We start from the raw sequence: 25,670 nt of genomic DNA on the forward strand, positions 1-25,670 counted from the left end.
GCGTGCATCTCGTCTTTCGCGAGAGCCATGGGCTGGAGGAACAAGCGGTTCCGCAGGATCTGGGGCAGCGCCCCGGTGACGTGGTGGTGCTGTCCTTTTCCGACAGCGACCTGAGCGCCTTTGCGGCGGGCTGGCGGGCAGGGGGATTCCCTTGGTCGCTGCGGCTCGCCAATCTGGGGGCTCTGGCCCATCCGCTGTCGGTCGATACCTATGTCGAGCAGACGCTGGCGCACGCGAAGGCGATCCTGATCCGGCTGATCGGCGGGGCGGCCTATTGGGAATACGGCCTGCGCGAAGTCGAGCGGCTGGCGCGCGAGCGCGGCATCGCGCTGGCGGTGCTGGCGGCGGACGGGCGCGAGGACCGGCGGTTGATGGCGGCGTCCACCGTCGATCAGGCGGTGGTGCGGCGGCTGACGGCGCTGTGCGATGCGGGGGGGGCGGAGGCGGCTGCTGCCGCTCTGGAGGCGCTTGCGGCAGTTGTATCGCCCGTGGCCCTTGCCCCTCCCCAACCCCTCCCCCTGCCGGGAGAGGGGCTTTTAGGCGGAACACCCGCCCCAGGCACGCCCCTCCCGCAGGCGAGTTGTGGGTCGGCCATGCCCGCGGCATGGCCTGAACGATGCGGGGCATCGTTCACCCGCAACTGGGATGGGGGAGGGCCCTCTCCGCAATTGGCATCCGTCGGAGGCTGGTCCCCGAACGGCATAGCCTGCCCAGCCGCAACCCTGCTCACCGCAACCCGTCCCCGCGTCCTGATCGTCTTCTACCGCGCCTATTTCGCCGCCGCCGACCTCGAGCCGATCGCCGCCCTCTATGTCGCCCTGACCGAACGCGGCTTCGACCCTGTGGCGCTGTTCGTCCCCTCGCTGAAGGCCGAAGGCGCAGGCTCGTGGATCGCGCGCTGGGTGAAGACGCTCGCCCCCGCCGCGATCGTCAACGCCACCGCCTTCTCCGCACGGGTCGAGGACGACACCACGCCGCTAGACGGGGCGGGCGTGCCGGTGTTCCAGGTGGCGCTCGCGACCAGCGACCGCGAGGGCTGGGCGGGTTCGGCGCGGGGCCTGTCGCCCGCCGACCTCGCCATGCACGTCGTCCTGCCCGAGATCGACGGACGGCTGTTCGCGGGGGTCATCAGCTTCAAGCAACCCGGCGAGCGCGACCCCGATTTCGACATCGCCCTGCGTCTCCACCGCGCCGAGCCCGCGCGGATCGCCGCCGTGGCGGACAAGGTCGCAGGCTGGGCGAGGCTGGCGACGACCCCGGCGGCGGAGCGGCGGCTCGCGATCCTGCTGTCCACCTATCCGGGCAAGGACTGGCAGGCGGCGCATGCGGTCGGGCTGGACGGTTTCGCCTCGGCGCAAGCGATCCTCGGCGATCTGCGCGAGGCCGGTTATGATGTGGAAGCCCCGTCGGATTTGCCCGCCGCGTTGCTCGCAAACCGTATCGCATGGCCGGTGGCGGCATATCACGACGCACTTTCCACATTGCCCGAAGCGTTGCGCGCCGATCTGATCGAAAGCTGGGGCGCGGTCGAGCAGGACCCGCTGGTCGAGGGCGCCGCCTTCCATTTCCCCGCGCTGGCGCTGGGCAAGGCGACCGTCGCGCTCCAGCCCGAGCGCGGCCGACCGAGTGCGCGGGGCGAGGATTATCACGACCTGTCGCGCTGTCCGCGTCACGCCTATGTTGCCTTCTACCTCTGGCTCCGCGCGCAAGCGATTGACGCGCTGGTCCATGTCGGCGCGCATGGCACGCTGGAGTGGCTGCCCGGCAAGGCGGTCGCGCTGTCGGACGCCTGTTGGCCCGAGGCGTTGGCCCGTGACTGGCCGGTCCTCTATCCCTTCATCGTCAACGATCCGGGCGAGGCGGCGCAGGCCAAGCGACGCCTGGGTGCGGTGACGATCGGGCATGTCCCGCCGGCGCTGGTTCAGGCGCAGACGGGCGCGGGGCTCGGGCGGCTGGAGGCGCTGCTGGACGAGTACGCCAATGCCGATGGCCTCGACCCGGCGCGCCGCGACCGGCTGCGCGGCCTGATCGCCGAAGAGGCGGACAGCGTCGGGCTGGGCGAGACGCTGGGGCTGGCGGGGGCGGAGGACCAGCTCGCCCGGATCGACGCCTTTGTCTGCGACGTGAAGGACAGCCAGTTCGGCGAGGGGCTCCATGTCTTCGGGCGCGGCGAACAGGGCGCGGCCGAGCGGGCCGGGCTGCTGGCGGGGCTGGACGGACGACGGGTGGCGGCGGGGCCATCGGGTTCGCCTTACCGGGGCCGCGCCGATGTGTTGCCGACGGGTCGCAACCTCTACGCCATCGATCCCCGCGCGGTGCCGAGCCGCGCCGCGCAGGCGCAAGGGGTCAAGCTCGCCGAGGAACTGATCCGGCGGCACATGCAGGAAGAGGGCGATCACCTGCGCACCCTGATCGTAGATCTCTGGGGATCGGCGACGATGCGAACCGCGGGCGAGGAATTCGCCATGGCGCTCCATCTGATCGGGGTCGAGCCGGTCTGGGACCACCGTTCCGAACGGGTGACGGGGTTCGAGGTGATGCCGCTGATGCGTTTCGACCGGCCGCGCGTCGATGTGACGCTGCGCGTGTCGGGGCTGTTTCGCGACGCCTTCCCGCATCTGGTCGCCTTGTTCGGGCAGGCGGTGCGGGCTCTCGGTCAGCGTGACGAAGAGCCCGAATGGAACCCCTATGTCGGGCAGGCGGCGCCGCGCGTCTATGGCCCCGCGCCGGGCCGATACGGCATCGGCCTGGACCCGGAGGCGGGCTATGACGAGGCCGCGCGGATCGCGGCGGGGGAAAGCTGGCTTGCCGCCTCGGCCACCGCGCTCGACGACGGCGACCGTCGCGATGCGGAGGGGATCGCCGCGCGGGTGGCGGGGGCGCAGGCCTTTGTCCATGTCCATGACCTGCCCGAAAGCGATCTGCTGCTCGCCGCCGATTATGCCGCGCATCAGGCGGGATTCGCGGCGGCGCGGGCGGCCTTGGGAGAGGGGGCGGCGTCGCTCTATCATCTCGACACGCGCGATCCGGCCAGCCCCAGGGCGCGGACGCTGGCCGAGGAGATCGCCCGCACCGTCCATGCCCGCGCCGCCCATCCGCGCTGGGTGGCGGGGATGATGGCGCATGGCTTTCGCGGCGCGGCGGAGATCGCGGCGACGCTCGACCATCTGGGCAGCTTCGCGCATCTGGCGGACATGGTCCCAGCGTCACTGATCGATCTGTACTGGGACGCGACGCTCGCCCGCGACGAGGTGCGCGACTTCATGGCGCAGGCGAACCCGCAGGCGCTGGCGGCGATGGAGGTGCGGTTCGCGGCGCTTCATGCGGCGGGGCTGTGGCGGACGCGGCGCAACTCGGTGCTGGCGATGCTGGACGGCGCGGCATGAGCGGGTTCGTGGTCAAGGGCTGGTGCCCCGATGCGTGGCGGCCGATGATGGCGGGCGACGGCCTGCTGGTCCGGGTCCGCCCGCCGCTCGCCCGGCTGGCGGCGCATCAGGTCGAGGGGTTGTGCGAGGCCGCAAACGCCCACGGCAATGGCCAGATCGACCTGACCGCTCGCGCGAACCTGCAACTGCGCGGCGCGACTGAGCGGAGCTGGCCCCCGATGGTCGAGGCGCTCCGCGCGCTGGGGCTGGTCGATCCCGATCCGGTGCGCGAGGCGCGGGGCGCGATCCTGATCAATCCCGACTGGCGCGAGGGCGACGATTCGTACGGCATCGCGACCGAGTTGCGCGCGCGGCTGACCGACTTGCCCGATCTGCCGAGCAAGATCGGCTTTGCGATCGATGCGGGGCCGACCCCGATGCTGATGGAAGCGCCCGCCGATTTCCGGATCGAGCGGGGGGCGGATGGGGGCTTGCTGCTGCGCGCCGATGGCCGGGCGGCGGGCATGCGCGTTACGCGCCGGACCGCCGCCGATGCGCTGATCCGGCTGGCGCACTGGTTCGTCGAGAGCGAAGGCGTCGCCGCCGGACGGATGGCGCGCCACGCGGCCGATCTGCCCGACTGGGCGAGCGGCGATGCGGTGCCGGGCGCGGGCGGCTCGCCGATGCGGCCCGGCACTCATCCGATCGGTGCGGTCTATGGATTGCCGTTCGGCCGGATCGGGGCATCGGCGCTGGCCGCCTTTGTCCGCAGCCAGGGCTGTGCCGTCCGGCTGACCCCGTGGCGGCTGCTGATCGCGGAGGGCCTCGTTCCCCTACCGGCCGCCGGCATGGTGCTGGACGATGCGCCGATCCTGCATGTCGACGCCTGTGTCGGCGCGCCAGCCTGTCCCCAGGCGAGCGTCGAAACCCGCGATCTGGCCGCCCGCCTCGCGCCGTTGATCGAGGGGCGTCTGCACGTCTCGGGTTGCGCGAAGGGCTGCGCGCGGGCACGGGCGGCGGACTGGGTGCTGACCGGGCGCGAGGGGGCTTTCGATCTGGCCCGCCACGCCCGCGCCGGGGCGGCACCGCTTCACACCGGATTGTCGCCCGAGCGGGCGGTCGCGCTTCTCGGAGCCTGTTGATGCCCTATCGTTACGAAACCGATGGCGCGGCGATCTATCGCCAGTCCTTCGCCATCATCCGCGCCGAGGCGGAGCTCGCCCGCTTCGATGCGGAGGAGGAGCCGGTCGCGGTCCGCATGATCCATGCCGCCGGGCTGGTCGAACTCGCCCCGTCGATCCACTTCTCGCGCGGCTTCGCGACGGCGGGGCGGCAGGCGCTGGCGGCGGGCGCGGCGATCCTGTGCGATGCGCATATGGTCAGCGAGGGGGTCACGCGCGCGCGGCTGCCCGCCGACAATCCGGTGATCTGCACCTTGCGCGATCCGTCGGTGCCCGCCCTGGCCAAGGAGATGGGCACGACCCGCTCCGCCGCCGCGCTGGAGCTGTGGCGGCCGCATCTGGCGGGCGCGCTGGTGGCGATCGGCAACGCGCCGACCGCGCTCTTTCACCTGCTGACCATGCTGGAGGACCCCGACTGTCCGCGCCCGGCGGCGATCATCGGCTGTCCGGTCGGCTTTGTCGGCGCGATGGAGTCGAAGGACGCGCTGTGGGAGGCGATGCCCGTCCCTTGCGCCATCGTGAAGGGCCGCCCGGGCGGCAGTGCGATCACCGTCGCGGCAATCAACGCGCTGGCGAGCCGCGCCGAATGACGACGGGCACGATCCACGGTGTCGGCCTAGGCCCCGGCGCGGCGGACCTGATGAGCGTCCGCGCCGACCGGCTGGTGCGCGGGGCCCGGCACGTCGCCTATTTCCGCAAGGCCGGGCGGCGCGGCCATGCGCGCACCATCGTCGAGGGCATGTTGCGGGACGACGTGGTCGAATATCCGATGGACTATCCGGTCACGACCGAGATCGTCTTCACCGACCCGCGCTACAATGAATGCCTGTCCGCCTTCTATGCGACCTGCACCGCGCATATCCTGTCGCTGGTGCAGCGCGGCGAGGATGTGGTGGTGCTGTGCGAGGGCGATCCCTTCTTCTACGGCTCGTTCATGCACCTGCACAGCCGGCTGCGGCCCCATGCCCCCGTCGCGGTGGTACCGGGCATCACCGGCATGTCGGGCGCCTGGACCGCCAGCGGCGCGCCGATCACCTGGGGCGACGATGTGCTGACCGTCGCGATGGCGACTCTTCCCGAGCCGGAACTGACCCGCCGCATCGCCGAGACCGATGCGCTGGTGGTGATGAAGATCGGCCGCCATCTGCCCAAGCTGCGCCGCGCCATCGCGGCGGCGGGGCGGTCGGACCAGGCGTGGTTGATCGAACATGCCGCCCAGGCGGGCGAGCGCGTGCGGCGGCTGGCGGAGGTGGAGGACGCGCCCGCGCCCTATTTCTCGATCGCGCTGATCCATGGGCAGGGGCGGCGGCCATGAGCGGCTGGCTGATCGTCGCGGGGCTGGGGCCGGGGGCGGACGCCATGGTCACGCCCGAGGTGTCGGCGGCGCTGGCGGAGGCGACCGATGTGGTCGGCTATATCCCCTATGTCGCGCGCGTGCCCGAACGCCCCGGCCTGACCCGCCATGCCAGCGACAATCGGGTCGAGCGTGACCGCGCGCTCCATGCGCTGGAAATGGCGGAGGCGCGCGCGCGGGTGGTCGTGGTCTCTTCGGGCGATCCGGGCGTCTTCGCCATGGCGGCGGCGATCTTCGAGCGGGTGGAGGAGGACCCGGCGCGGTGGCACGACCTGGACATCCGCGTCCTGCCCGGCATCACCGCGATGCTGGCGGCCAGCGCGCGGGCGGGCGCGCCGCTGGGGCATGACTTCTGCGCGATCAACCTGTCCGACAACCTCAAGCCGCAGGCGTTGATCGAGCGGCGGCTGCGGCTGGCGGCGGAGGCGGATTTTGCCATCGCGCTTTACAATCCCCGGTCCAAGGCGCGGCCCGATGCGCTGGACGCAGCCTTTGCGCTGCTCCGCGAGACGTGCGGCGACGACCGTCCGGTGCTGTTCGCGCGTGCCGTCTCGACCGCGCAGGAGCATCTGCGCATCGTGCCCTTGCCCCAGGCGCGGGGCGAGATGGCGGACATGCGCACCGTCGTCATCATCGGGTCCAGCCGCACGCGGATGATCCCGCATGCGGGACGGCCGATCCTCTACACCCCCCGGACGACGCCGTGATCGAGCCAGTCGAGCACCGCCGCGACGCTCTCCACCTGCGGTCGGACGGGGATGAAGGGGCGGTCGATCATCACGACCGGCAGCCCGAGCTCGCGCGCCGCCTCCAGCTTGGCCCGCGCGCCCGCGCCGCCCGCATTCTTGGCGACGATCGTCTGGATGCGATGCGCGCGCAGCAAGGCCCGTTCGCCCGCCAGCGTGAAGGGACCGCGATCCACGACCAGATGATGGCGCGGCAGGACGGAGACCTCGGCGGCATCGACGAAGCGCAGCAGGTAGAAATGCTGCGCAGCATCGGCGAAGTCCCCAATGGTCTGGCGACCGAGCGCGAGGAAGATTCGTGCCGCCTCGCTGCCCAGCGCCGCCACGGCTTCCGCCGTATCGGTGACGCGAATCCAGCGGTCGCCAGGGCCGGCTTCCCAGGCGGGTCGGGTCAATGCGAGCAGCTTCACGCCCGCCAATTCGGCCGCCGCGATCGCGTTGGCGCTGATGCGCGCGGCGAAGGGATGGGTGGCGTCGACCAGATGCGTCACGCCCTCGCGGGTCATATGATCGGCCAGCCCCTCGATGCCGCCAAAGCCGCCGACCCGCGTCGGGATCGCCTGCGCACGCGGATGGTCGGTGCGGCCCGCATAGCTCAGCACCGCGCGCTCGCCACGCTGCGCCAGCGCGGTGGCCAGCGCGCTCGCCTCGGTCGTGCCGCCGAGCAGAAGGATATGGCGCATGGCTGACTCCGGACCCTGGCTGACGATCGTCGGGATCGGCGAGGATGGCTGGGACGGCCTGACCGCCCCCGCGCGCGCCGCGATCGAATCGGCCGATAGCGTGATGGGCGCGGCCCGTCACCTGTCGCTGCTGCCCGAGCGCGGCGCGGCGCGGCGCATCGTGTGGCCGGTACCGTTCGCGGACGGGGTGCCGATGCTCCTCGACCGGCGGGGGGAGCGGGTGGTGATGCTCGCCTCAGGCGATCCCTTCTGGTTCGGCGCGGGGTCGGTAGTGACCCGCCATCTGGAGCCGGGCGAGTGGATCGCCCATCCCGCCCCCTCGACCCTGTCGCTGGCCGCCGCGCGGCTGGGCTGGCCGGTCGAGACGATCCGGAGCGTCGGGCTGCACGCCCGCCCCATCGAGACGCTGCGCCCGCATCTGGCGCCGGGGCGGCGGGTGCTGGCGCTGATGCGCGACGGGGCGGCGGTGCCGGGGCTCGCGGCCTGGCTGGTCGACCAGGGTTTCGGCGACAGTGTGTTGACCGTGCTGGAGGCGCTGGGCGGTCCGCGCGAGCGGGTGCGGCGGACGACGGCGGCGGCGCTCGACGGGACCGACATCGCGCACCCGGTGGCGGTGGCGATCGAGCCTGCGGGAGACGGCCGCACCCTGCCTTGCGCGAGCGGGCTGGACGATGACTGGTTCGCGCATGACGGACAGATCACCAAGCGCCCCGTCCGTGCGCTTGCACTATCGGCGCTGGCTCCGCGTGCCGGTGAGCTATTGTGGGATATTGGCGCCGGTTCGGGGTCGGTCGCGATCGAATGGCTGCTGAGCGACCCGACGACCCGCGCCATCGGTTTCGAGCGCGATCCCGACCGGCTGGCCCGCGCCCGCGACAATGCGCTGCGGCTGGGCGTCGAGCGGCTCGAACTGGTCGAGGGGGATGCGCTCGACCGGCTCACCGACCAGCCGCATCCCGATGCGGTCTTCGTCGGCGGCGGCCTGTCGCGGCCGCTGGTCGAGGCCTTGCGCATCCTGCCCCGGTGCCGCCTGGTGGCGCATGCGGTGACGCTGGAGACGGAGGCTTTGCTGGCCGAGTGCCATGCCCGTTTCGCGGGCGAGCTGTTGCGGATCGAGCTGGCCCAGGCGCGACCGCTGGGGACGAAGCGCGGCTGGAAGGCCAGCTATCCCATCGTCCAGTGGCGGGTCGCATGGTGATCGCCGGGTTCGGATGCCGGGCGGGGGCGACCCCCGATTCCTTCCGCAGCGCGCTGGCGGCGGCGGGGATACGTCCCGATGCGCTGGCCGTGCCCGCCGACCGCGCAGCCGTCATCGCCGATTTTGCCGAAGGGCAGGGCCTGTCCGTCCGTCCGATCGACGCGGCCCTGCTGGACGGCCTGGATACGCCGACCCGCTCGACCGTCAGCCTCGCTCGTCGCAGCGTCGGCAGCGTGGCCGAGGCGGTCGCGCTCGCCGCCGCTGGGCCGGGCGCGCGGATCGTCGTGCCCCGCCTGATTTCCTCCGACCGCATGGCGACCTGCGCCATCGCCCAAGGACCCGATCAATGACCGTTCACTTCATCGGTGCCGGACCCGGCGCCCCCGATCTGCTGACCCTGCGGGGGCGCGACCTGATCGCGGCCTGCCCGGTATGCCTCTATGCCGGATCGCTGGTGCCCGAAGCGGTGCTGGCGCATTGCCCGCCGGGCGCGAGGATCGTGAACACCGCGCCGATGACGCTCGACGAGATCATGGCCGAGATTTCCGACGCGCATCGCAAAGGCCAGGATGTCGCCCGGCTCCATTCGGGCGACCTGTCGGTCTGGTCGGCGATGGGCGAGCAGGTGCGGCGGTTGCGCGAACTGGGCATCCCGGTGTCGGTCACGCCCGGCGTACCGTCCTTCGCGGCGGCGGCGGCGGTGCTGGAAAGCGAGCTGACCCTCCCCGGCATCGCCCAGTCGGTGATCCTGACCCGCACCCCCGGCCGCGCCAGCGCCATGCCCGAAGGGGAGTCGTTATCTGCTTTCGCCGCGACGGGGTCGACGCTCGCCATCCATCTGTCGATCCATAACCTTGCGAAAGTGGTCGCGGATCTGACCCCGCATTACGGCGCGGACTGCCCCGTCGCGATCGTCTGGCGCGCCAGCTGGCCCGAGCAGCGGATCGTTCGCGCGACGCTGTCCACCATCGAGGCGGCGGCCGCCGACGGCCCCGAGCGGACCGCGCTGATCCTGGTCGGGCGTGTCCTCGACCAGAGCGATTTCGCCGAGAGCCGGTTATACGCTGAGGGCTATGACCGTCGCTATCGCCCCGGGAACACGATCGAATGACGCCAGGATTGATGATCGCCGCGCCCGCTTCGGGCACCGGCAAGACGACGGTGATGCTGGGCCTGCTCCGCGCGTTTCGCGATGCGGGGGTGGCGGTGCAGCCGTTCAAGAGCGGCCCCGACTATATCGACCCCGCCTTCCACCGCGCGGCGTGCGGGCGGGCGTCGTTCAACCTCGACGGCTGGGCGATGCCCGCGCCGCTGCTCGATACGCTGGGGCAACGTGGGGCGGATGCCGAACTGGTGCTGGCGGAGGGCTCGATGGGGCTGTTCGACGGCGTCGCCAGACCCGGCGCGACCGGCATGGGCAGCAGCGCGGAGACGGCGCGGCGGATGGGCTGGCCGGTGGTGCTGGTCATCGACGTGTCGGGACAGGCGCAGTCGGCGGCGGCGACCGCGCTCGGCTTTGCGCGCTATGATCCCGACCTGCGGGTGGCCGGCGTGATCCTGAACCGCGTGGCGAGCCCGCGTCACGAGCGGCTGGCGAAGCTGGGGTTCGAGGAGATCGGCCTGCCGGTCTTCGGCGCGCTTCCCCGGCGCGGCGATCTGGTGCTACCCGAGCGGCATCTGGGGCTGGTGCAGGCGGTCGAGCATCCCGAACTCGACCGGCTGATCGGCGACTATGCGACGTTCCTGGCGGCGCATGTCGACTTGGAAGCGATCCGCGCGGCGGCCTATGCCAAGACCGCGCCCGTCATCGACGCGGTCCTGCCGCCACCCCCGGCGCAGCGGATCGCGCTGGCGCAGGATGCGGCCTTTTCCTTCGTCTATCCGCATATGCTGGCGGGCTGGCGCGCGGGCGGGGCGGAGATATTGCCTTTCTCGCCGCTCGCCGACGAGGCACCCGATGCGTCGGCCGATTTGGTCTGGCTGCCCGGCGGTTACCCTGAGCTTCATGCCGGGCGGCTGGCGGCGGCGGAGACTTTCCGCGCCGGACTGGCCGACCATGCCCGGACCAGGCCGGTCCATGGCGAGTGCGGCGGCTATATGGCGCTGGGCGAGGCGCTGATCGATGCCGAGGGCGTCAGCCACCGGATGGCGGGGCTGCTCGGCCTCGTGACCAGCTATGCCAAGCGCAAGATGCATCTGGGTTACCGCCGTGCGACGCTGCTGGGCGAGGTGGCGGGGATGCCCGAGGGCGCGGTATTGGGCGGGCATGAATTCCATTACTCGACCGTCCTCGAACAACCCGACGCGCCGCTTGCGCATGTCGTCGATGCGCAGGGCGAGGCGGTGCCCGAAACCGGATCGCGGCGGGGCGCGGTGACCGGCACCTTCTTCCATCTGGTGGCGCGTTGGTGGTGAGGGGGGTGGTGAGCGGCTTCGTCCATCTGGTCGGCGCGGGGCCGGGCGATCCCGAATTGCTGACGCTCAAGGCGGCGCGATGTCTGGCGCAGGCCGATGTCGTGCTGTTCGACGATCTGGCCGCCGGACCCATGCTGACCCATGCGCGGCCCGGAGCCGAACTGATTGCGGTGGGCAAGCGGGCGGGCCGCGCCTCGCCCAAACAGGCGGAGATCGACCGGCTGCTGGTCGATCACGCCCTGGCGGGCAAGCGGGTGGTGCGGCTGAAATCGGGCGATCCCGGCATTTTCGGGCGGCTGGAGGAAGAGATGGTCGCGCTGAAGGCGGCCGGTATCGGCTTCGAGATCGTCCCCGGCGTCAGCGCGGCAAGCGCGGCGGCGGCGGCGGCCGCCATTCCGCTGACCCGGCGGGCCGAGGCGCGGCGGGTGCAGTTCGTGACCGGCCATGACGTGACCGGCGCGCTGCCCGCCGACCGCAACATGGCGGCGCTGGCCGATGCGAGCGCGACGACGGTGGTGTTCATGCCCAAGCGGACCTTCCCCGCGCTGGCCGATGCGCTGATCGCGCATGGCCTGCCGCACGAAACGCCCGCGCTGATGGCCGAGCATGTCGGCTGTCCCGACCAGCGGCTGACCCGCTCGACCGTGGGCGGCCTGGCCGCGCGACTGGCGGAGGGCGTGTCGGACAAGGCGGCGCTGATCCTCTATGGCCCGTTGATGGAGGATCTGTGATCCATCTCGACCTGATCGGCATCGGCACGGGCAATCCCGACCACCTGACCCGCGCCGCCGAGGCCGCGATGCGCGCCGCCGACCTGATCCTGCTGCCGCGTAAAGGCGACAAGATCGAGCTGATCGACCTGCGCCGCGACATCTGCGCGCAGGTGCTGGTGGGGGCGGAGGTGCGGGTGGTCGAGTTCGACCTGCCGGTGCGCGCGGCGGAGGGTGCCTATCTCGATACGGTCGAGCATTGGCATGACGCGATCGCCGAATGCTGGGCGGCGGAGATTTCCGCGCATCTGCCGGATGGCGGGCGGGTGGCGCTGCTCGTCTGGGGCGACCCCTCGCTCTATGACAGCACGATCCGAATCGCCCGGCGGCTGGCGGCGGTGGAGCGGGTGACGGTGGTGCCGGGGATCACCAGCCTCCAGGCGCTGTGCGCGGCGCATGCCATCCCGTTCAACGCGGTCGGCGCGCCGGTGATGGTGACGACCGGGCGACGCTTGCGCGAAACTGGCTGGCCGCAAGGGGCGGACAGCGTCGCGGTGATGCTGGACGGCGGATGCGCCTTCACGACGCTCGACCAGCCGGATGTCGCGATCTGGTGGGGGGCGTATCTGGGCATGGCGCAGCAAGCGATCGAGTCCGGGCGGCTGGCGGACGTCGCCGAGCGGATCGTCGCGCGCCGGGCGGCGCTGCGGCGCGTGCATGGCTGGATCATGGATGTGTACCTGCTGCGGCGGGGCGGGGATCTGGTGGGGGAGGGGTTTTGACGATGTCCCTCAACTCGCCGCTAGCCGCTCCCCTCCCGCAGGCGGGAGGGGATGGGGGAGGGCAGCGCCCCAAATTGTGTCGCGCGTGGCCGGGCCCCCACCCCAAACCCCTCCCCCCTTCCGGGAGGAGGGGCTTAAAACGGATTGCCTCGCCGCAAGCTTCTGCCGGGCGGAGGGGGTCAGAACTCGATCCCCTTTTGCGCCTTCACGCCCTGTTCGCGGAAGGGATGCTTCACCTGCGTCATGTCGGTCACCAGGTCGGCCGCCGCGATCAGCGCCTCGGGCGCGTTGCGGCCCGTGATGACGACATGGGTCATCGCGCCCTTTGTCGCCAGCACCTCCAGCACCTCGTCGACCGGCAGATAGTCATAGCGCAACACGATGTTCAGCTCGTCCGCGACGATCAGGTCATAGGCCGGGTCGGCGATCATCCGCTTCACCTCGTCCCAGGCGGTGCGCGCGGTGGCGATGTCGCGGGTGCGGTCCTGGGTGTTCCAGGTGAAGCCCTCGCCCATCGCGTGGAAGTCCACCTCGGGAAAGCGCGCCAGCACCGCCGCCTCACCGGTGGTCATCGCGCCCTTGACGAACTGGACCATGCCGACGCGCATCCCGTGGCCGACCGCGCGGATCACCATGCCCAGCGCGGCGGTCGTCTTGCCCTTGCCCTTGCCGGTATGGACGATGACCAGCCCCTTTTCGACGTCGCGCGCGGCGACCATCCTGTCCTGCGCGACCTTCTTCTTGGCCATGCGCTCGGCATGTTCGGCGTCGGTTCGCATCATTTCTCTCCTGAAAGACGAAGGGGCAGCCCGGCGACCACCAGGTCGGTCGCGTCGCAGATCCGCGCCAGCCGCTGGTTCAGCGACCCTTGCGCATCGCGGAAGCGGCGGGCCAGCGCATTGTCGGGGACGATGCCGAAGCCGACCTCGTTGCTGACCAGCACGACGGGGCCGGGCGCGTCCGCGATGGCGGCGACCAGCGCATCCCCCGCCGCCGTCAGATCGGCCTCGCCCAGCAGCAGGTTGGTCAGCCACAAGGTCAGGCAGTCGACCAGCAGCACCCGGTCGGCACGGCCATGCGCGGCCATGGCCTCGGGCAGCGCGAGTGGCGCCTCCACGGTCGTCCAGCGCGCATCGCGGTCGGCCTGGTGCCGCGCGATCCGGTCGCGCATCTCCGCGTCCCAGGCCTGTGCCGTCGCGATGAAGCAGCCGGTCGGCGTCATCGCCTCGGCCAGCGACTGGGCATGGCGGCTCTTGCCCGATCGGGCACCGCCGAGGACGAGGATAGTGCGGGGCGTGCGCATGCCCGTCCGCATCGCGGGAGCCGGGCTGTGACGCAAGCGGAAATGGCCGCGCTGACCTATCATGGCGGCCGGATCGATGCGGCCAGGGCGCTGTTCCCGAACGCGCCTGCGCCGTGGCTGGACCTGTCGACCGGCATCAATCCGGTTCCCTGGACGCCGCCCGAGGGGCTGGACGTCGATGCGGGGCCCTTGCCCGATCGCGGCGCGCTCGCACGACTGGAGGCATTGGCAGCGGCACATTTCGGGGTCGCGGCCGAGCGCGTCGCGGCGGTGCCGGGCAGCGAGATGGTGTTGCGGCTGCTGCCCCTGCTCGGGATGCCCCAGCCGATCGTGGCGCTTCGCCCCAGCTATGGCACGCACGGCGCGATCGCCACGACGCGAGTCGATCACGGCGCGCTGGAAAACTGGGCGGGGCAGTCGGGCAGCCTGTTGCTCGCCAATCCCAACAACCCCGATGGGGTGGTTCATACAGGCGAGAAGCTGTCCCGGCTGGCCGAGGCGCAGGCGCGCGCGGGCGGCTGGCTGATCCTGGACGAAGCCTTTGCCGATGCGATGCCGGATCCCGGTTTCACCGGCGGCGAGCGGGTGGTGGTGCTGCGCTCGTTCGGCAAGTTCTTCGGGCTGGCGGGCGTGCGGCTGGGCTTCGTGATCGCCGCGCCCGCGCTGCTGTCGCGGCTTCGCGACCTGCTGGGCGACTGGCCGGTGTCGAGCCATGCGATGGTCTGGGGCGGCGCGGCCTATGCCGATCGCGCGTGGATCGCGGCGACCCGCCTTGCGCTGGTCGAACGCGCGGCGGCGCTCGATGCCGTGCTGGCGCGGCATGGGCTGGTCGCGAAGGGGTCGTGTCCGCTGTTCCGCATGGTCGAGACACCCGATGCGGGGTCTGTTTTCCACCGACTGGCGGCGGCGGGGATTCTCGTCCGTCCCTTTGCCGACGCGCCCGAGCGGTTGCGTTTCGGCGTGCCCGCCTCGGTCGCGGAGCTTGCGCGGCTGGACAAGGTGTTGAGTCATGGCTGATCCGATCGCGCTGGTGGCGCTGGCGCTCGATGCCGCGATCGGCTGGCCCGATCGGCTCTATGCCCGGGTTGGGCATCCGGTGGGTGGCTTTGCCCGGTTCCTCCATATCTGCGAACGGCATGGCAACCGGCCCGACCGGTCTGAGGCGACCCGTCGGGCGCTGGGGGTCGCGACGATCCTGGCGCTGATCGCGCTGACCGGCGCGGCGGCATGGTGGCTGGACCGGGAATCGCACCTGTTGTTCGGACGCTGGGGCTGGATCGTCAGTGCCGTCCTCGCCTGGCCCGCCTTGGCGCAGCGCAGCCTCTATCTTCATGTCCGCCCGGTCGCCGACGCACTGATGCGCGGCGACCTGCCCGCCGCTCGCTCGGCGGTCGCGCGGGTTGTGGGGCGCGATACCCAAAGGCTGGATCAGGCGGGCGTGTCGCGCGCCGCGATCGAGACGCTGGCGGAGAGCTTCTGCGACGGCATCGTCGCGCCGCTCTTCTGGCTGTTGCTGCTCGGCCTGCCGGGCGTCTGGGTCTATAAGGCGATCAACACCGCCGACAGCATGATCGGGCACAAGGAGCCGCGCTGGCGCGCCTTTGGCTGGGCGGCGGCACGGATCGATGACGGCGCGAACTGGATACCAGCGCGGATCGCCGGGGTGCTGGTCTGTGTGGCGGGCGCGGGCGGCTGGGCGGTGATGAAGCGCGATGCGCGCGTCCATGCCTCGCCCAATGCGGGCTGGCCCGAGGCGGCGATGGCGGGGGCACTGGGCGTCGCGCTGGCGGGGCCGGTGAGCTATGACGGGGTGACCCAGATCAAGCCCTGGATCGGGCGCGGCGGCCGCAGCGCGACGCCCGCCGATATCGTGACGGGCTTGCAGATCTATGCCCGCGCCTGCCTGTTGCTGTGGATCGTCGCGGGGGGTGTCGCATGGCTGGCGTGATGATCCAGGGCACCGGGTCGGATGTCGGCAAGTCGGTGCTGGTGGCGGGGCTGTGCCGGGTCTTCGCCAATCGCGGGCTGACCGTCCGCCCGTTCAAGCCGCAGAATATGAGCAACAATGCCGCCGCCACGCCGCAAGGTGGCGAGATCGGCCGGGCGCAGGCGACCCAGGCGATGGCGGCGCGGGTCGAACCGCATGTCGACATGAACCCGGTGCTGCTCAAGCCGCAGGGCGATCGCACCTCGCAACTGATCGTGCGCGGACAGGTGCGCGGGATGCTGCCCGCGTCGAAGTGGCGCGAGGGGCGGATCGGGCTGCTGCCCGAAGTGGTGGAATGCTATCGCCGGTTGGAGGCGGAATGCGACCTCGTCATCGTCGAGGGCGCGGGCTCGCCCGCAGAGGTCAATCTGCGCAGCGGCGATATCGCCAATATGGGCTTTGCGCGCGCGGCGAACGTTCCGGTGGTGCTGGCCGGAGACATTGACCGGGGCGGGGTGATCGCGTCGCTGGTCGGCACCAGGGCGGTGATCGACCCGGCCGATGCCGCGATGATCCGGGGCTTTCTGGTCAACAAGTTTCGCGGCGACCCGGCGCTGTTCGCCGATGGCATGGCGGTGATCGCCGGGCATACCGGCTGGCATTCGCTGGGGCTGATCCCCTGGCTGGCGGACGCGCGCCGCCTGCCGAGCGAGGATGCGGTGGCGCTGGAGCGGCCCGCCGCCGGGGCCGGGGGGCGGGTGGTCATCGCCTGTCCGATCACCCCGCGCATCGCCAATTTCGACGATCTCGATCCGCTGCGCCTCGAACCCCAGGTCGATCTGGTCATGGTCCGCCCCGGCCAGCCCATTCCCGATGCCGCGATGATCGTGCTGGCGGGATCGAAGACGACCATCGCCGACCTGGCCTTCGTCCGCGCGCAGGGGTGGGATATCGACATCGCCGCGCACCGTCGGCGCGGGCGGCCGGTGCTGGGCCTGTGCGGCGGCTATCAGATGCTCGGGCGGCGGGTCGCCGATCCCGATGGCGTCGAGGGCCCGGCGGGCAGCGTCGCGGGGCTGGGGCTGCTGGATGTCGAAACGGTGCTGACCGGCGAAAAGACGGTGCGGCCGGTAACGGGCGAGGCGCTGGGCGCGGCCTTTTCCGGTTATGAGATTCACCTTGGCCGGACTGAAGGGCCGGATGCCGCGCGTCCGGTCGGGCACCTCGCCGATGGCCGGGCGGAGGGTGCGATGAGCGCCGACGGGCTGGTCGCGGGCAGCTATGTCCATGGCCTGCTGGGCGAGGCGGGGCAGCGCGCGGCGTGGCTGGCGCGGATCGGCGTGGCGGGGGCGGGCCCCGATCACCGCGCCGATGTGGACGCCGCGCTCGACGCCATCGCCGCCGTGCTGGAGGCGCATGTCGATTGCGACACGCTGTTGCGGATCGCTCAGGACGCCAGATAGAGGAGGGCGGCGATCAGCAGGCCGGTCTCGGTCAGCTCGATCCCGGCGCCGTGCACATCGCCGGTCACGCCGCCCAGCCTTCGCCGGAACCAGAACGACAGCGGCAGGATCAGCAGCGGCGTGACGGCGATGGGCGGACAGGCCAGACCCAATAGGACCGCCGCCAGCAGCCAGGCGATCATGTCGAACGGCCGCACCGCGCGCGCCACCATCGCCCCCAGCCCGCCGGGGCGCAACGGCGGCAGGACGCGCGCCCAGACCAGCGGCCCGACCCGCGCCGCCGCCGGGATCAGCGCGAGCATCGGCCAGGCGCGGGCGGGCATGGCGTGGAGCAGCACCAGCTTGGCGAGAAGCTGCATGACGAGCGCCACGACGCCGAAGCTGCCGATCTGCGGCTCGGCCATCACCGCCAGCAGCCGCGACCGGTCGCCATGCGCCGCGCCCAGCCCATCGGCCAGGTCCGCCAGCCCGTCGAGATGCAGCGCCCCCGTCACCCAGACCCAGGCCGCCAGCCCCGCCAGCGCCCCCGCCCAGGGATCGATATGCTGGCCGAGCCACGCCGCCCCCGCGACGATCGCCCCGACGACCAGCCCGGCGACCGGATAGAGCCGGATCGCCGCCGCGAAATCCGCCTCGTCCGCCTCGACGCGCGGCATGGGCAGGCGGGTCAGGAAACCGAGCGCGAGGATCAGCGCTTTCATGCCGTGACCAGACCCGTCACCTGCGCCACGCGGGGGCGGCCGTCCCACACCTCCAGCGTCAACAGGCTGGCATAGGGCAGCGCAAAGGCCCAGACGGCGCGGCGGTCGAACCCGCACAGAATATGCAGCGCCGCGCGCATCGCGCCGCCATGGGTGACGACCAGCGTCGGTTCGGGCGGCAGCTCGGTGATCGCCGCCGCGACGCGCGCGACCAGATCGGACCAGCGCTCCCCGCCCGGCGGAGGGGCGGCATCGGGATCGTCCCAGAACCGGCCGAGCGCGGTCCGGTCGATCGCTTCGGGCGCCAGCCCGTCCCAGTCGCCGAAATCCAGTTCGCGCCAGCGGGGATCGACCGTGGCGGGCCCGATCGCCTCGGCACAGGCGCGCGCGCGCGACAGGTTCGAGCTGATCCGCCGGGTCACGGCCAGATCGCGTCCCCGTGCGGCGCAGGCGGCGATGCCCTCGACCGTCGCCGGACTGTCGGTCCGCCCCAGCATCCGCCCCGCCGCCTCGGGCTCGCCATGCCGAAGCAGATGCAGGCGAAACGCGCTCACGCGCTCGCCACGCCCGCCTCGGCAAAGGTCGCCATGCCGTCATGCGCCGCCAGCGCCGCGCGGATGACCTGGACCGCCACCGCCGCGCCACTCGCTTCACCCAGCCGCATGTTCAGCGACAGGATCGGCGCAAGGTCCAGCCGGTCGAGCAGCCGGACATGGCCGGGCTCCGCCGAGCAATGGCCCGCCAGGCAATGGGCGGTGATCGCGGGATTGACCAGCGCCAGCGGCGCGATCGCGGCGGTGCCGATGAAGCCGTCCAGCACCACGGGCACGCCGCGGGTGCGTGCCGTCAGGATCGCCCCCGCCATCGCCGCGATCTCCCGCCCGCCCAGACGGCGCAGCAGCTCGAACGCGCTGGTCAGATGCTCGTGGTGCAGCGCCAGCCCCTCGGCCACCACCGTCGCCTTGCGCGACAGGCCGCGTGCATCCACCCCGGTGCCGGGACCGACCCAGTCGGCGGGATCGCCCCCGAAACTGGCGGCGGCCAGCGCGGCGGCGGGGGTGGTGTTGCCGATCCCCATCTCGCCCAGCACCAGCAGGTCGGCATCGCCGACCGCCGCCGCCCCCGCCGACAGCGCGGCCAGGCATTCCGCCTCGCTCATCGCCGGGCCGGTGGTGAAGTCGACCGTCGGCCGGTCGAGGTCGAGCGGCACGACCGACAGCTCCAGCCCGGCGGCGGCGGCCAGCGCGTTGATCGCGGCGCCCCCGGCGGCGAAATTGGCGACCATCTGTGCGGTCACCTCCGCCGGAAAGGCGCTGACTCCGCGCGCGACCACGCCGTGATTGCCCGCGAAGATCACCGCGCGCCCACGATCGATCCGGGGCCGTTCGCGTCCCTGCCATCCGGCCAGGAAGATCGCGATGTCCTCCAGCCGTCCGAGCGAGCCCGGCGGCTTGGTCAGCTGCCCCTGCCGCCGCGCGGCGGCGTCGCGCGCGCCGGTGTCCGGCGCGGGCAACACGGCCAGGGTCGTCTCGAAGCTGGCGATGGTCGGGAAAGCGGTCATTCGACGATGAATCCCTCGGGCGGCGTGCGGGTCAGGAAATGGCCCTTCACCCCTTGCGGCCATTGCTTGTACGGCACCTGTCCCCAGTCGCTGTCGGCGTAGGCGCGCGCATAGTCCAGGATCGCGCGTGCGGCCTCTTCGTCGGGGGCGAATTTGCCCATCACATAGCCGACCTTGCCGGGGCAGCGAAGATGGACCGTGCAGAAGGACTGGCAGGCAAAGAGGCAGGGCATCTCCTCGACCGCCACGTCCGCATAGGCCGGGTCGGAGGCTTTCACCGCGTGCAACGCCTCGACCAGCAGCGCGCCGCCGCGCCGCCCTTCGGCGTCCTCGCGCGCGTCGTCGGACAGGCGACAGGTGTTGCAGGCGACCACGGCGGGGCCGTTCGCGGCGGGTTTCAGCATGAACAGGGCTCGGTCATCGGGGCATGTCTCCACAAAGGCGCTGTCGTCGCGCGAGGGGATAGCCCCGTCCGCCCGGTACACCCTGACCGGCCGAAAGACGACTGCGACGGGCAGGTCTCCTGGCTCGCGGGTCGGTGCCTGTCCGCCGCCTTCTCGGGGGCGAACCCCAATGGCGTGATGGCGGATGGCTCGCCGCTTACAGTTGCAGGGGCAGCCGGGGCGTTGCACCCCATTCCCTTTTCATCCCCGAGGGGAACCTGTCGCGGGCGGAGCGATAGGCGCGGGGAGGGCGGGAGGCAACACCGCTATTCCCTTCCCAACTCCCGCCGTCCGCCCCGGCGGAGGCCGGGGCCCAGTTGCCGTGTCGCTCGTGGGGCGCCCGATGGAACGCCGAAACTGGACCCCGGCCTTCGCCGGGGTGGTGCTATTGTGGCTGAGGGAAGGGTGCTATTCCTCCCCGCGCAAGGCCTTCAGGAAAAAGGCATATTGCCGCCGCATCGCATAGGCCACCGGGCCGGTGCTGCGCCCGGCCGTATGCTCGCCGCCGGGGATGACCAGCAGGTCGAAATCCTTGTCCGCCTTGATCAGCGCATCGACCACCTGGGTCGTGCTGGCGGGATCGACATTGGAGTCCTGTTCGCCGACGACCAGCATCAGCTTGCCCCGCAACTGGTGCGCATGGACCACGCCCGAGGCGTCCAGATAGCTCTGGTCGACCGGATAGCCGAGCCATTGTTCGTTCCAGTCGATCTTGTCCATGCGGTTGTCGAAACACCCGGCATAGGCGACCCCGGCCTTGTAGAAATCGGGGTGGAACAGCAGCGCGTTCAGCGTGCTCTGCCCGCCCGCCGAGCCGCCATAGATGCCGACGCGGGAAAGATCGACGGCGGGGTCCTTCGCCGCCAGCGCCTTCATCCAGGCGATCCGGTCGGGGAAACCGCTATCGGCCAGGTTCTTCCACGCGACGTCGTGAAAGGCCTTGGAACGGTTGGCGGTGCCCATGCCGTCGATCATCACGACGATGAAGCCCAGATCGGCGAGCTGCTGCATCCCCATGACCTTGTCGCCGCCCGAAAAGCCGCCGAACGGCCAGAAGGCCTTGGGCACGAAGCTGTCATGCGGCCCGGCATAGATGTTCTCGATCACCGGATAGCGTTTGGCCGGGTCGTAATCGCGCGGGCGGACGACCAGGCCGTAGATATCGGTCCGGCCGTCGCGGCCCTTGGCGGTGAAGCGCTCCGGCGGGCGGAACCCGGCGGCGGTCAGCGCGGTGATGTCGCCCTTTTCCAGCGTCTGGATCAGGCGGCCGTCGCGCGCGTCGTGCAGTTCCATCGTCTCCGGCAGGTCGGTGCGCGAATAGACGTCGACATAGGTCGTCATGTCGGGGGAGAAGCGGACTTCGTGCGTCGCATTCTCCTGGGTCAGCCGGGTCAGGTTGCGGCCGTCGAAATCGACCCGGAACCATTGCTTGTAATAAGGGTCTTCGCCGGGCACGAAGCCGCTCGCGGAGAACCAGATCTGCCGCTTCTCGTCATCGACCTTGGCGATGTCGCGGACGATCCATTGGCCCTTGGTGATCTGCCGAACGATCCGGCCGGTCGTGCCGTCGATCATATAGAGATGCCGCCAGCCGTCCCGTTCCGACGCCCAGAGGATCTCGCGGCCCATATCCTTCACATCGTGCGACCAGATGCGGTCGCGAAAGACGAAGGTCTTCGCGGTTTCGGTCACGGCGGCATGCGCCTTGCCGGTGTCGGCATCGACCGCGATGATCTTCGTCTCGCCAAAGCCGCGCTTCAGATCGTCGAAGGCGAAGCTCTTGCCATCGGCCCGCCAGGCCGGGGCCGACAGGGTATAGGCATTTGCGAACAGCGACGGGTCGATCTCGGTCCGCCTGCCGTCGGCGACGCGGAACAGGACGGGCGCTTCCTGATCCACCGCGTCGCCGGGCTTGGGATAGAGTTGCTGGACGACCTCTGGCTGGACCTTGCCCGGCGGGGCGGCGAGGACGCGGGTGACCATGCGGGGATAGCCGGGGCGGACCCGCTGGAGCGCGATATGCTGGCCGTCCGGGCTCCAGGCGATCGTCTCGGGATCGTAGAAATTGGCGGGGCTGCCGTCCTGGGACCGCCACAATTCCTTGCCGCCCCCGGCCTCGCGCACGACCAGATTGTCGTCGAGGACCAGCGCCTCCCGCCTGCCGTCGGGCGAGAGGCGGGGATGGTTGTCGGCGGGCACGCGCAGGTCGCGCACCACGCCGAAGCCGCGCGGGCGGCCGGGGTTTTCCGGCGGGACGACGGTGCAGGCGGGCCGGGCGAGGACGCAGCGATAGGTGACGCTGTCCTCATAGCCGATGCTGAAGGTGATCGCCGAACGATCGGGCGTATAGGCGAAATGATCGAAGGGCAGGCGGAGCGGTGCAATCGACTTGCCCATGACCCTGGCCAATGCGGGGGCGAGCGCGGCGGCGTCGAAGGCGGGGGCCTTGGCGCGGCTGGTCGCGTCCACATCGACGAAGGCGAAGCCGCCCGCCACCGTCTTGCGATAATGGAAATGCCGTCCGTCCGCGTCCCACGCGGCGGGGGAGGCGATGTCGCGGGTCAGCCATTGCCATTGCTCGCGAAGGGCCAGCGAGCTGGCGATACGGTCGGGCACGCCCTGCGCGGCGACCGGACCGGCGGCGAGCAACAGCGAAAGCGTCAGCAGGGTCTTCAACGGGCCGCTCCGATGGTGAAGCTGTAGGTCAGGGGCTGGAGCGGAATGCGGTACGGCATGTGCGCCCGGCCATCGAGGCTCCAGCCGGTGTCCCCGCCGACCCCGACCTGCGCGGCGTCGATCAGCAGCGTGCCGTCGCCATGCGGGCGGATGTCCGAGCTGTGCGCCTGGGACGGCGGCTTCATCGCCAAGTCGGCATAGGGGAAGGGCAGGGCGTTGACCGAAAGCGGCTGCGCCCCCGTCACACGGAGCCCGACGCCGGTGCCGGTGAGTTGCAGCCAGCGCACATCGGTCTTGTTGCCGCTCTCCTGCGGCCGGGCATAGTCGTGATACTGGTCGGCCAGCGCCCCGCTCCAGCGGGCGATCATCGCGCCGGTCTTGCGGTCGGCATAGCTTTCCCACGGGCCGCGCCCGAACCAGCTGAGCTGGGTGAATTGCTGCCCCGGCGTCGCGAAGGCGAGGCCGACGCGCAAGGGATCGGGCAGCGTCGCGCGCAGCGGCGTGAAGCGGACGGTCGCCGTCGCATTGCCGTCCGGCGCCATGGTCCAGCGGGTCTGCATCTTGATCGATCCGACGCCCATGTCGTGATCCACGACGATGGCATCGCCCTCGCGCCGGATCGCGTCGAGGCGGCGATGCTCGGAGAAATATTGCCACATCGCATGGCTCTTGGGCACGCCCGCGCCCACGTCATTGTCGGTCGGCGCGCGGGTGAAATCGGGGGTGCCGCCGGTCAGCAGCGTCTTGCCGCCCCGCGCATAACGGCGGACGAGCCCGGTCGTCCGGTCGATCTCCAGCACGGCATCGCCCGCCGCCAGCGTCATCGCATCGGCGCTTTCCTGCGGCGCGACCGACCCGGCGGGTATGGCGGCGAAGACCGGGCCGGTCAGCGCGAACTGGTCCCAGCCGACGACATGGCCCGCAGGCAGCGGCGGGATCGCCCCCGCCCTGGTCCGGGCGCGCAGGATCAGCGAACGCTCGGCCGAGGCATCCCTGGGCGCGGGCAGGGCGAAGGACAGGGGCGCACTGGCCCCCGCCGCCACGGACGGGGTGGCGATGCTGCCGCGGGCCGTCTCGACGCCATTCTCCAGCACCGTCCAGTCCAGCGTGAAGCGCGACAGGTCGATATGGTCGTGGCGGTTGACCACCTGCCACCCGCCGTCCTTGTGGGTGAAGCTGATCGGCGACTGGACATGCGCCATCTCGTAATATTCGGGGTCGGGGGTCCGGTCCGACTGGATCACGCCATCGCCGACCGGGCTGTCGTCGCCGTGCAGCCCGGCATCCTTGGGATCGGGATCATAGTCCAGACCCTGGCCCCAATAGGGGCGGCCGTCCTTGTCGTGTCGGATCATCGTCTGGTCGACCCAGTCCCAGACGAAGCCGCCCTGGAGCTTGGGATATTTGCGGAATACGTCCCAATAGCCCTGGAAGTCGCCCAGGCTGTTGCCCATCGCATGGGCATATTCGCACAGGATCAGCGGCTGGGTGAATTCGGGGCGCTGGGCATAGTCGGCCAGCTTCTCGACATCGTCGTACATGGGCGCGAAGATGTCGACATAGGCATTGGTCGGATGCCGCCAGCCGCTCATGCTGTAACCCAGGAAGTTGATCAGCCGGGTCTTGTCGTGTTGGCGGATCCATTTCGCCGCCGCCTCGAAATTGGGGCCGACGCCGCTTTCATTGCCCAGCGACCAGAAGATGATCGAGGGGTGGTTGCGATCGCGCTCGACCATCCGCTGCACCCGGTCGAGATGCGCCGCCGCCCATTCGGGCTTGTGGCCCAGGTTCAGCGTCGGATCGCCCTTTTCCTGGGTGAGGCTCAAGTAACCGTGGCTCTCGATATCGGCCTCGTCCATCACGTACAGGCCATATTCGTCGGCCAGGTCGTACCAGCGCGGGTCGTTGGGATAGTGCGAGGTGCGGACCGCGTTGATATTGGCGGCCTTCATCAGCTCGATATCCTTGCGCATCGTCTCTTCGGACACGACGCGGAAGGTGTGCGGGTCATGCTCGTGCCGGTTGACGCCGCGGATCATGATCCGCTTGCCGTTGACCCGCACCTCGCCGCCCGCGACCTCGACGGTGCGGAAGCCGATGTGGCGGCTGGTCGCCTCAATCAGCTTGCCCTTCGAGTCGAGCAGTTCGACCAGCAGCGTGTAGAGATTGGGGTCCTCGGCGCTCCACGTCTTCACCGCCGGAACCTCGGCGACGATCGTCGCGGTCGTGCCGGTCGGCGTCGCGGTCCGGGTCAGCACGACCCGCTTGCCGTCGAGCAGCGTGGCGCGCACCGAGGTCGCCTGCGCCGCGCCCGCCAGGTCGATCGCGGCCGACAGCGTCCCGTCGCGATAGTCATGGGTCAGCCCGGCGTCGATCGCCAGATCGCGGATATGCGTCTGCGGCGCGGCATAGAGGGTGATCGAGCGTTCGATCCCGTTGACCCGCCAGAAATCCTGATCCTCGAGGTAGCTGCCGTCCGAATGACGGTAGAGTTCGATCGCGATGGTGTTCCGGCCCGGCCGGGCAGCGCGGCTGATGTCGAATTCGGCCGGGAGCTTGGAATCCTCCGAATAGCCGATCTTCTGGCCGTTGACCCAGAGATAATAGGCCGCCCCCGCCGCGCCGATGTTGAGGAGCAGGCGGCGTCCGGCGAAATGCGCCGGAACGGTGAAGTCGCGGCGATAGGACGCGACCTCGTTCAGCCGGTGCTCGATAAGGGGTTCGTTGCGCGGAAAGGGATAGCCGCTGCCGACGAAGACCGGACGGCTCAGCCCCTGCGCCTGGAGGATGCCGGGGACCGCCACGTCGTGCCAGCTCGATACGTCGCGCGCCGGGTCCTCGAAGCCGATCGGGCGCGCCTCGGGATTGGGCGACATGTGGACCTTCCACGTCCCGTCGAGCGACAGGTGATAGCGCGACCGGGCGACATCGCCCGCCAGCGCCGCCGACCGCGTCTCGAACCCGGCGAAACTGCTGTGCATCGGCTCCGCGCCGATCCGGTCGATCGCGGGATTCTCCCAATCGGGGCGGGGCGGGACGGGTTGGACGGGTTGGGGAGCCGGGGTTTGCGCCAGCGCGCTGCTCGCCATCATGGCCGACAGGCTTGCCCACAGGGCCAGTCGCTTCGTCGCCATATCCCATCCTTCTCCTCTGAAACCACGC

General features: G+C 70.8%; 23 protein-coding genes and 1 riboswitch. Of the genes, 14 read left to right on the top strand and 9 right to left on the bottom strand.

The window, feature by feature from the left end; translation table 11 throughout:
- The first annotated feature begins 2 nt into the window (after positions 1-2).
- Genes cobN through cobJ form a run of 5 tightly spaced genes read left to right on the top strand, consistent with a single transcriptional unit; the run spans position 3 to position 6,607 of the window.
- On the top strand, positions 3-3,386 hold the full coding sequence (gene cobN / locus QE360_RS09915) for a cobaltochelatase subunit CobN (RefSeq protein ID WP_309701183.1): 3,384 nt from the start codon (positions 3-5) through the stop codon (positions 3,384-3,386).
- On the top strand, positions 3,383-4,507 hold the full coding sequence (locus tag QE360_RS09920; RefSeq protein WP_309701185.1) for a cobalamin biosynthesis protein CobG: 1,125 nt from the start codon (positions 3,383-3,385) through the stop codon (positions 4,505-4,507). The genes cobN and QE360_RS09920 overlap by 4 nt, the downstream gene beginning before the upstream one ends.
- Entirely contained in the window at positions 4,507-5,136 is a 630-nt protein-coding gene (locus tag QE360_RS09925) for a precorrin-8X methylmutase (protein ID WP_309701186.1), read from the top strand. Before QE360_RS09920 ends, QE360_RS09925 begins: the two co-directional genes overlap by 1 nt.
- Complete coding sequence (cobI, locus tag QE360_RS09930; protein WP_309701189.1) at positions 5,133-5,861, top strand: precorrin-2 C(20)-methyltransferase; 729 nt, start codon at positions 5,133-5,135, stop codon at positions 5,859-5,861. The genes QE360_RS09925 and cobI overlap by 4 nt, the downstream gene beginning before the upstream one ends.
- Positions 5,858-6,607, top strand: a complete 750-nt coding sequence (gene cobJ, locus QE360_RS09935; protein ID WP_309701191.1) for a precorrin-3B C(17)-methyltransferase — start codon at positions 5,858-5,860, stop codon at positions 6,605-6,607. Before cobI ends, cobJ begins: the two co-directional genes overlap by 4 nt.
- Here the strand turns inward: cobJ and QE360_RS09940 are convergent.
- Complete coding sequence (locus QE360_RS09940) at positions 6,583-7,329, bottom strand: cobalt-precorrin-6A reductase (protein WP_309701193.1); 747 nt, start codon at positions 7,327-7,329, stop codon at positions 6,583-6,585. The two genes, cobJ and QE360_RS09940, sit on opposite strands and share 25 nt — an antisense overlap.
- Between QE360_RS09940 and cbiE the strand changes: the two genes are divergently transcribed.
- From cbiE to cobF, 6 genes are read left to right on the top strand one after another with little or no spacing between them, the layout of a single operon-like run.
- Positions 7,328-8,527, top strand: coding sequence for a precorrin-6y C5,15-methyltransferase (decarboxylating) subunit CbiE (gene cbiE, locus QE360_RS09945; protein ID WP_309701195.1), 1,200 nt, complete (start codon positions 7,328-7,330; stop codon positions 8,525-8,527). The two genes, QE360_RS09940 and cbiE, sit on opposite strands and share 2 nt — an antisense overlap.
- Complete coding sequence (locus QE360_RS09950) at positions 8,521-8,877, top strand: cobalamin biosynthesis protein (RefSeq protein WP_309701197.1); 357 nt, start codon at positions 8,521-8,523, stop codon at positions 8,875-8,877. The genes cbiE and QE360_RS09950 overlap by 7 nt, the downstream gene beginning before the upstream one ends.
- The gene (gene cobM, locus QE360_RS09955; protein WP_309701199.1) at positions 8,874-9,638 is read left to right on the top strand and encodes a precorrin-4 C(11)-methyltransferase; all 765 of its coding nucleotides are present in this window, start codon (positions 8,874-8,876) and stop codon (positions 9,636-9,638) included. The genes QE360_RS09950 and cobM overlap by 4 nt, the downstream gene beginning before the upstream one ends.
- Positions 9,635-10,942, top strand: a complete 1,308-nt coding sequence (locus QE360_RS09960; protein ID WP_309701201.1) for a cobyrinate a,c-diamide synthase — start codon at positions 9,635-9,637, stop codon at positions 10,940-10,942. Before cobM ends, QE360_RS09960 begins: the two co-directional genes overlap by 4 nt.
- Before the next feature lie 8 nt (positions 10,943-10,950).
- Complete coding sequence (gene cobA / locus QE360_RS09965; RefSeq protein WP_309701203.1) at positions 10,951-11,673, top strand: uroporphyrinogen-III C-methyltransferase; 723 nt, start codon at positions 10,951-10,953, stop codon at positions 11,671-11,673.
- Positions 11,670-12,434, top strand: coding sequence for a precorrin-6A synthase (deacetylating) (cobF, locus tag QE360_RS09970; protein WP_309701205.1), 765 nt, complete (start codon positions 11,670-11,672; stop codon positions 12,432-12,434). Before cobA ends, cobF begins: the two co-directional genes overlap by 4 nt.
- A 179-nt stretch (positions 12,435-12,613) precedes the next feature.
- On the opposite strand, the gene cobO is transcribed toward cobF, so the two are convergent.
- Positions 12,614-13,213: a cob(I)yrinic acid a,c-diamide adenosyltransferase gene (gene cobO / locus QE360_RS09975; protein WP_405052679.1), complete on the bottom strand. Its 600-nt coding sequence runs from the start codon at positions 13,211-13,213 to the stop codon at positions 12,614-12,616.
- Positions 13,213-13,737 (bottom strand): bifunctional adenosylcobinamide kinase/adenosylcobinamide-phosphate guanylyltransferase, encoded by a 525-nt coding sequence (cobU, locus tag QE360_RS09980; RefSeq protein WP_309701208.1) that lies wholly within the window; start codon positions 13,735-13,737, stop codon positions 13,213-13,215. Before cobU ends, cobO begins: the two co-directional genes overlap by 1 nt.
- Positions 13,738-13,764: 27 nt before the next feature.
- On the opposite strand from cobU, the gene QE360_RS09985 reads away from it, so the two are divergent.
- Genes QE360_RS09985 through QE360_RS09995 form a run of 3 tightly spaced genes read left to right on the top strand, consistent with a single transcriptional unit; the run spans position 13,765 to position 17,127 of the window.
- A complete protein-coding gene (locus tag QE360_RS09985) occupies positions 13,765-14,754 on the top strand; it encodes an aminotransferase class I/II-fold pyridoxal phosphate-dependent enzyme (RefSeq protein WP_309701209.1) in 990 nt (329 codons plus the stop codon).
- A complete protein-coding gene (gene cbiB, locus QE360_RS09990; RefSeq protein ID WP_309701211.1) occupies positions 14,747-15,685 on the top strand; it encodes an adenosylcobinamide-phosphate synthase CbiB in 939 nt (312 codons plus the stop codon). Before QE360_RS09985 ends, cbiB begins: the two co-directional genes overlap by 8 nt.
- The gene (locus tag QE360_RS09995; RefSeq protein ID WP_309701212.1) at positions 15,673-17,127 is read left to right on the top strand and encodes a cobyric acid synthase; all 1,455 of its coding nucleotides are present in this window, start codon (positions 15,673-15,675) and stop codon (positions 17,125-17,127) included. Before cbiB ends, QE360_RS09995 begins: the two co-directional genes overlap by 13 nt.
- Here QE360_RS09995 and cobS read toward each other — a convergent pair.
- From cobS to QE360_RS10025, 6 genes are all read right to left on the bottom strand, one after another.
- Positions 17,112-17,828, bottom strand: a complete 717-nt coding sequence (gene cobS / locus QE360_RS10000; protein ID WP_309701214.1) for an adenosylcobinamide-GDP ribazoletransferase — start codon at positions 17,826-17,828, stop codon at positions 17,112-17,114. The genes QE360_RS09995 and cobS overlap by 16 nt on opposite strands.
- On the bottom strand, positions 17,825-18,382 hold the full coding sequence (locus tag QE360_RS10005) for a histidine phosphatase family protein (protein WP_309701216.1): 558 nt from the start codon (positions 18,380-18,382) through the stop codon (positions 17,825-17,827). The genes cobS and QE360_RS10005 overlap by 4 nt, the downstream gene beginning before the upstream one ends.
- Positions 18,379-19,389: a nicotinate-nucleotide--dimethylbenzimidazole phosphoribosyltransferase gene (cobT, locus tag QE360_RS10010; RefSeq protein ID WP_309701218.1), complete on the bottom strand. Its 1,011-nt coding sequence runs from the start codon at positions 19,387-19,389 to the stop codon at positions 18,379-18,381. The genes QE360_RS10005 and cobT overlap by 4 nt, the downstream gene beginning before the upstream one ends.
- The gene (locus tag QE360_RS10015; RefSeq protein ID WP_309701220.1) at positions 19,386-19,793 is read right to left on the bottom strand and encodes a DUF1636 domain-containing protein; all 408 of its coding nucleotides are present in this window, start codon (positions 19,791-19,793) and stop codon (positions 19,386-19,388) included. Before QE360_RS10015 ends, cobT begins: the two co-directional genes overlap by 4 nt.
- 91 nt (positions 19,794-19,884) lie before the next feature.
- Positions 19,885-20,069, bottom strand: a riboswitch (cobalamin riboswitch).
- Positions 20,070-20,240: 171 nt separating this feature from the next.
- Positions 20,241-22,508 carry a DPP IV N-terminal domain-containing protein gene (locus QE360_RS10020; protein WP_309701222.1) on the bottom strand — a complete coding sequence of 756 codons (2,268 nt, stop codon included), beginning with the start codon at positions 22,506-22,508 and terminating at the stop codon, positions 20,241-20,243.
- Positions 22,505-25,642 carry a glycoside hydrolase family 2 TIM barrel-domain containing protein gene (locus tag QE360_RS10025; RefSeq protein ID WP_309701223.1) on the bottom strand — a complete coding sequence of 1,046 codons (3,138 nt, stop codon included), beginning with the start codon at positions 25,640-25,642 and terminating at the stop codon, positions 22,505-22,507. The genes QE360_RS10020 and QE360_RS10025 overlap by 4 nt, the downstream gene beginning before the upstream one ends.
- Positions 25,643-25,670 lie beyond the last annotated feature (28 nt).

It is taken from the genome of Sphingomonas sp. SORGH_AS_0789, from assembly GCF_031453055.1.
Taxonomy (GTDB): Bacteria; Pseudomonadota; Alphaproteobacteria; order Sphingomonadales; family Sphingomonadaceae; genus Sphingomonas.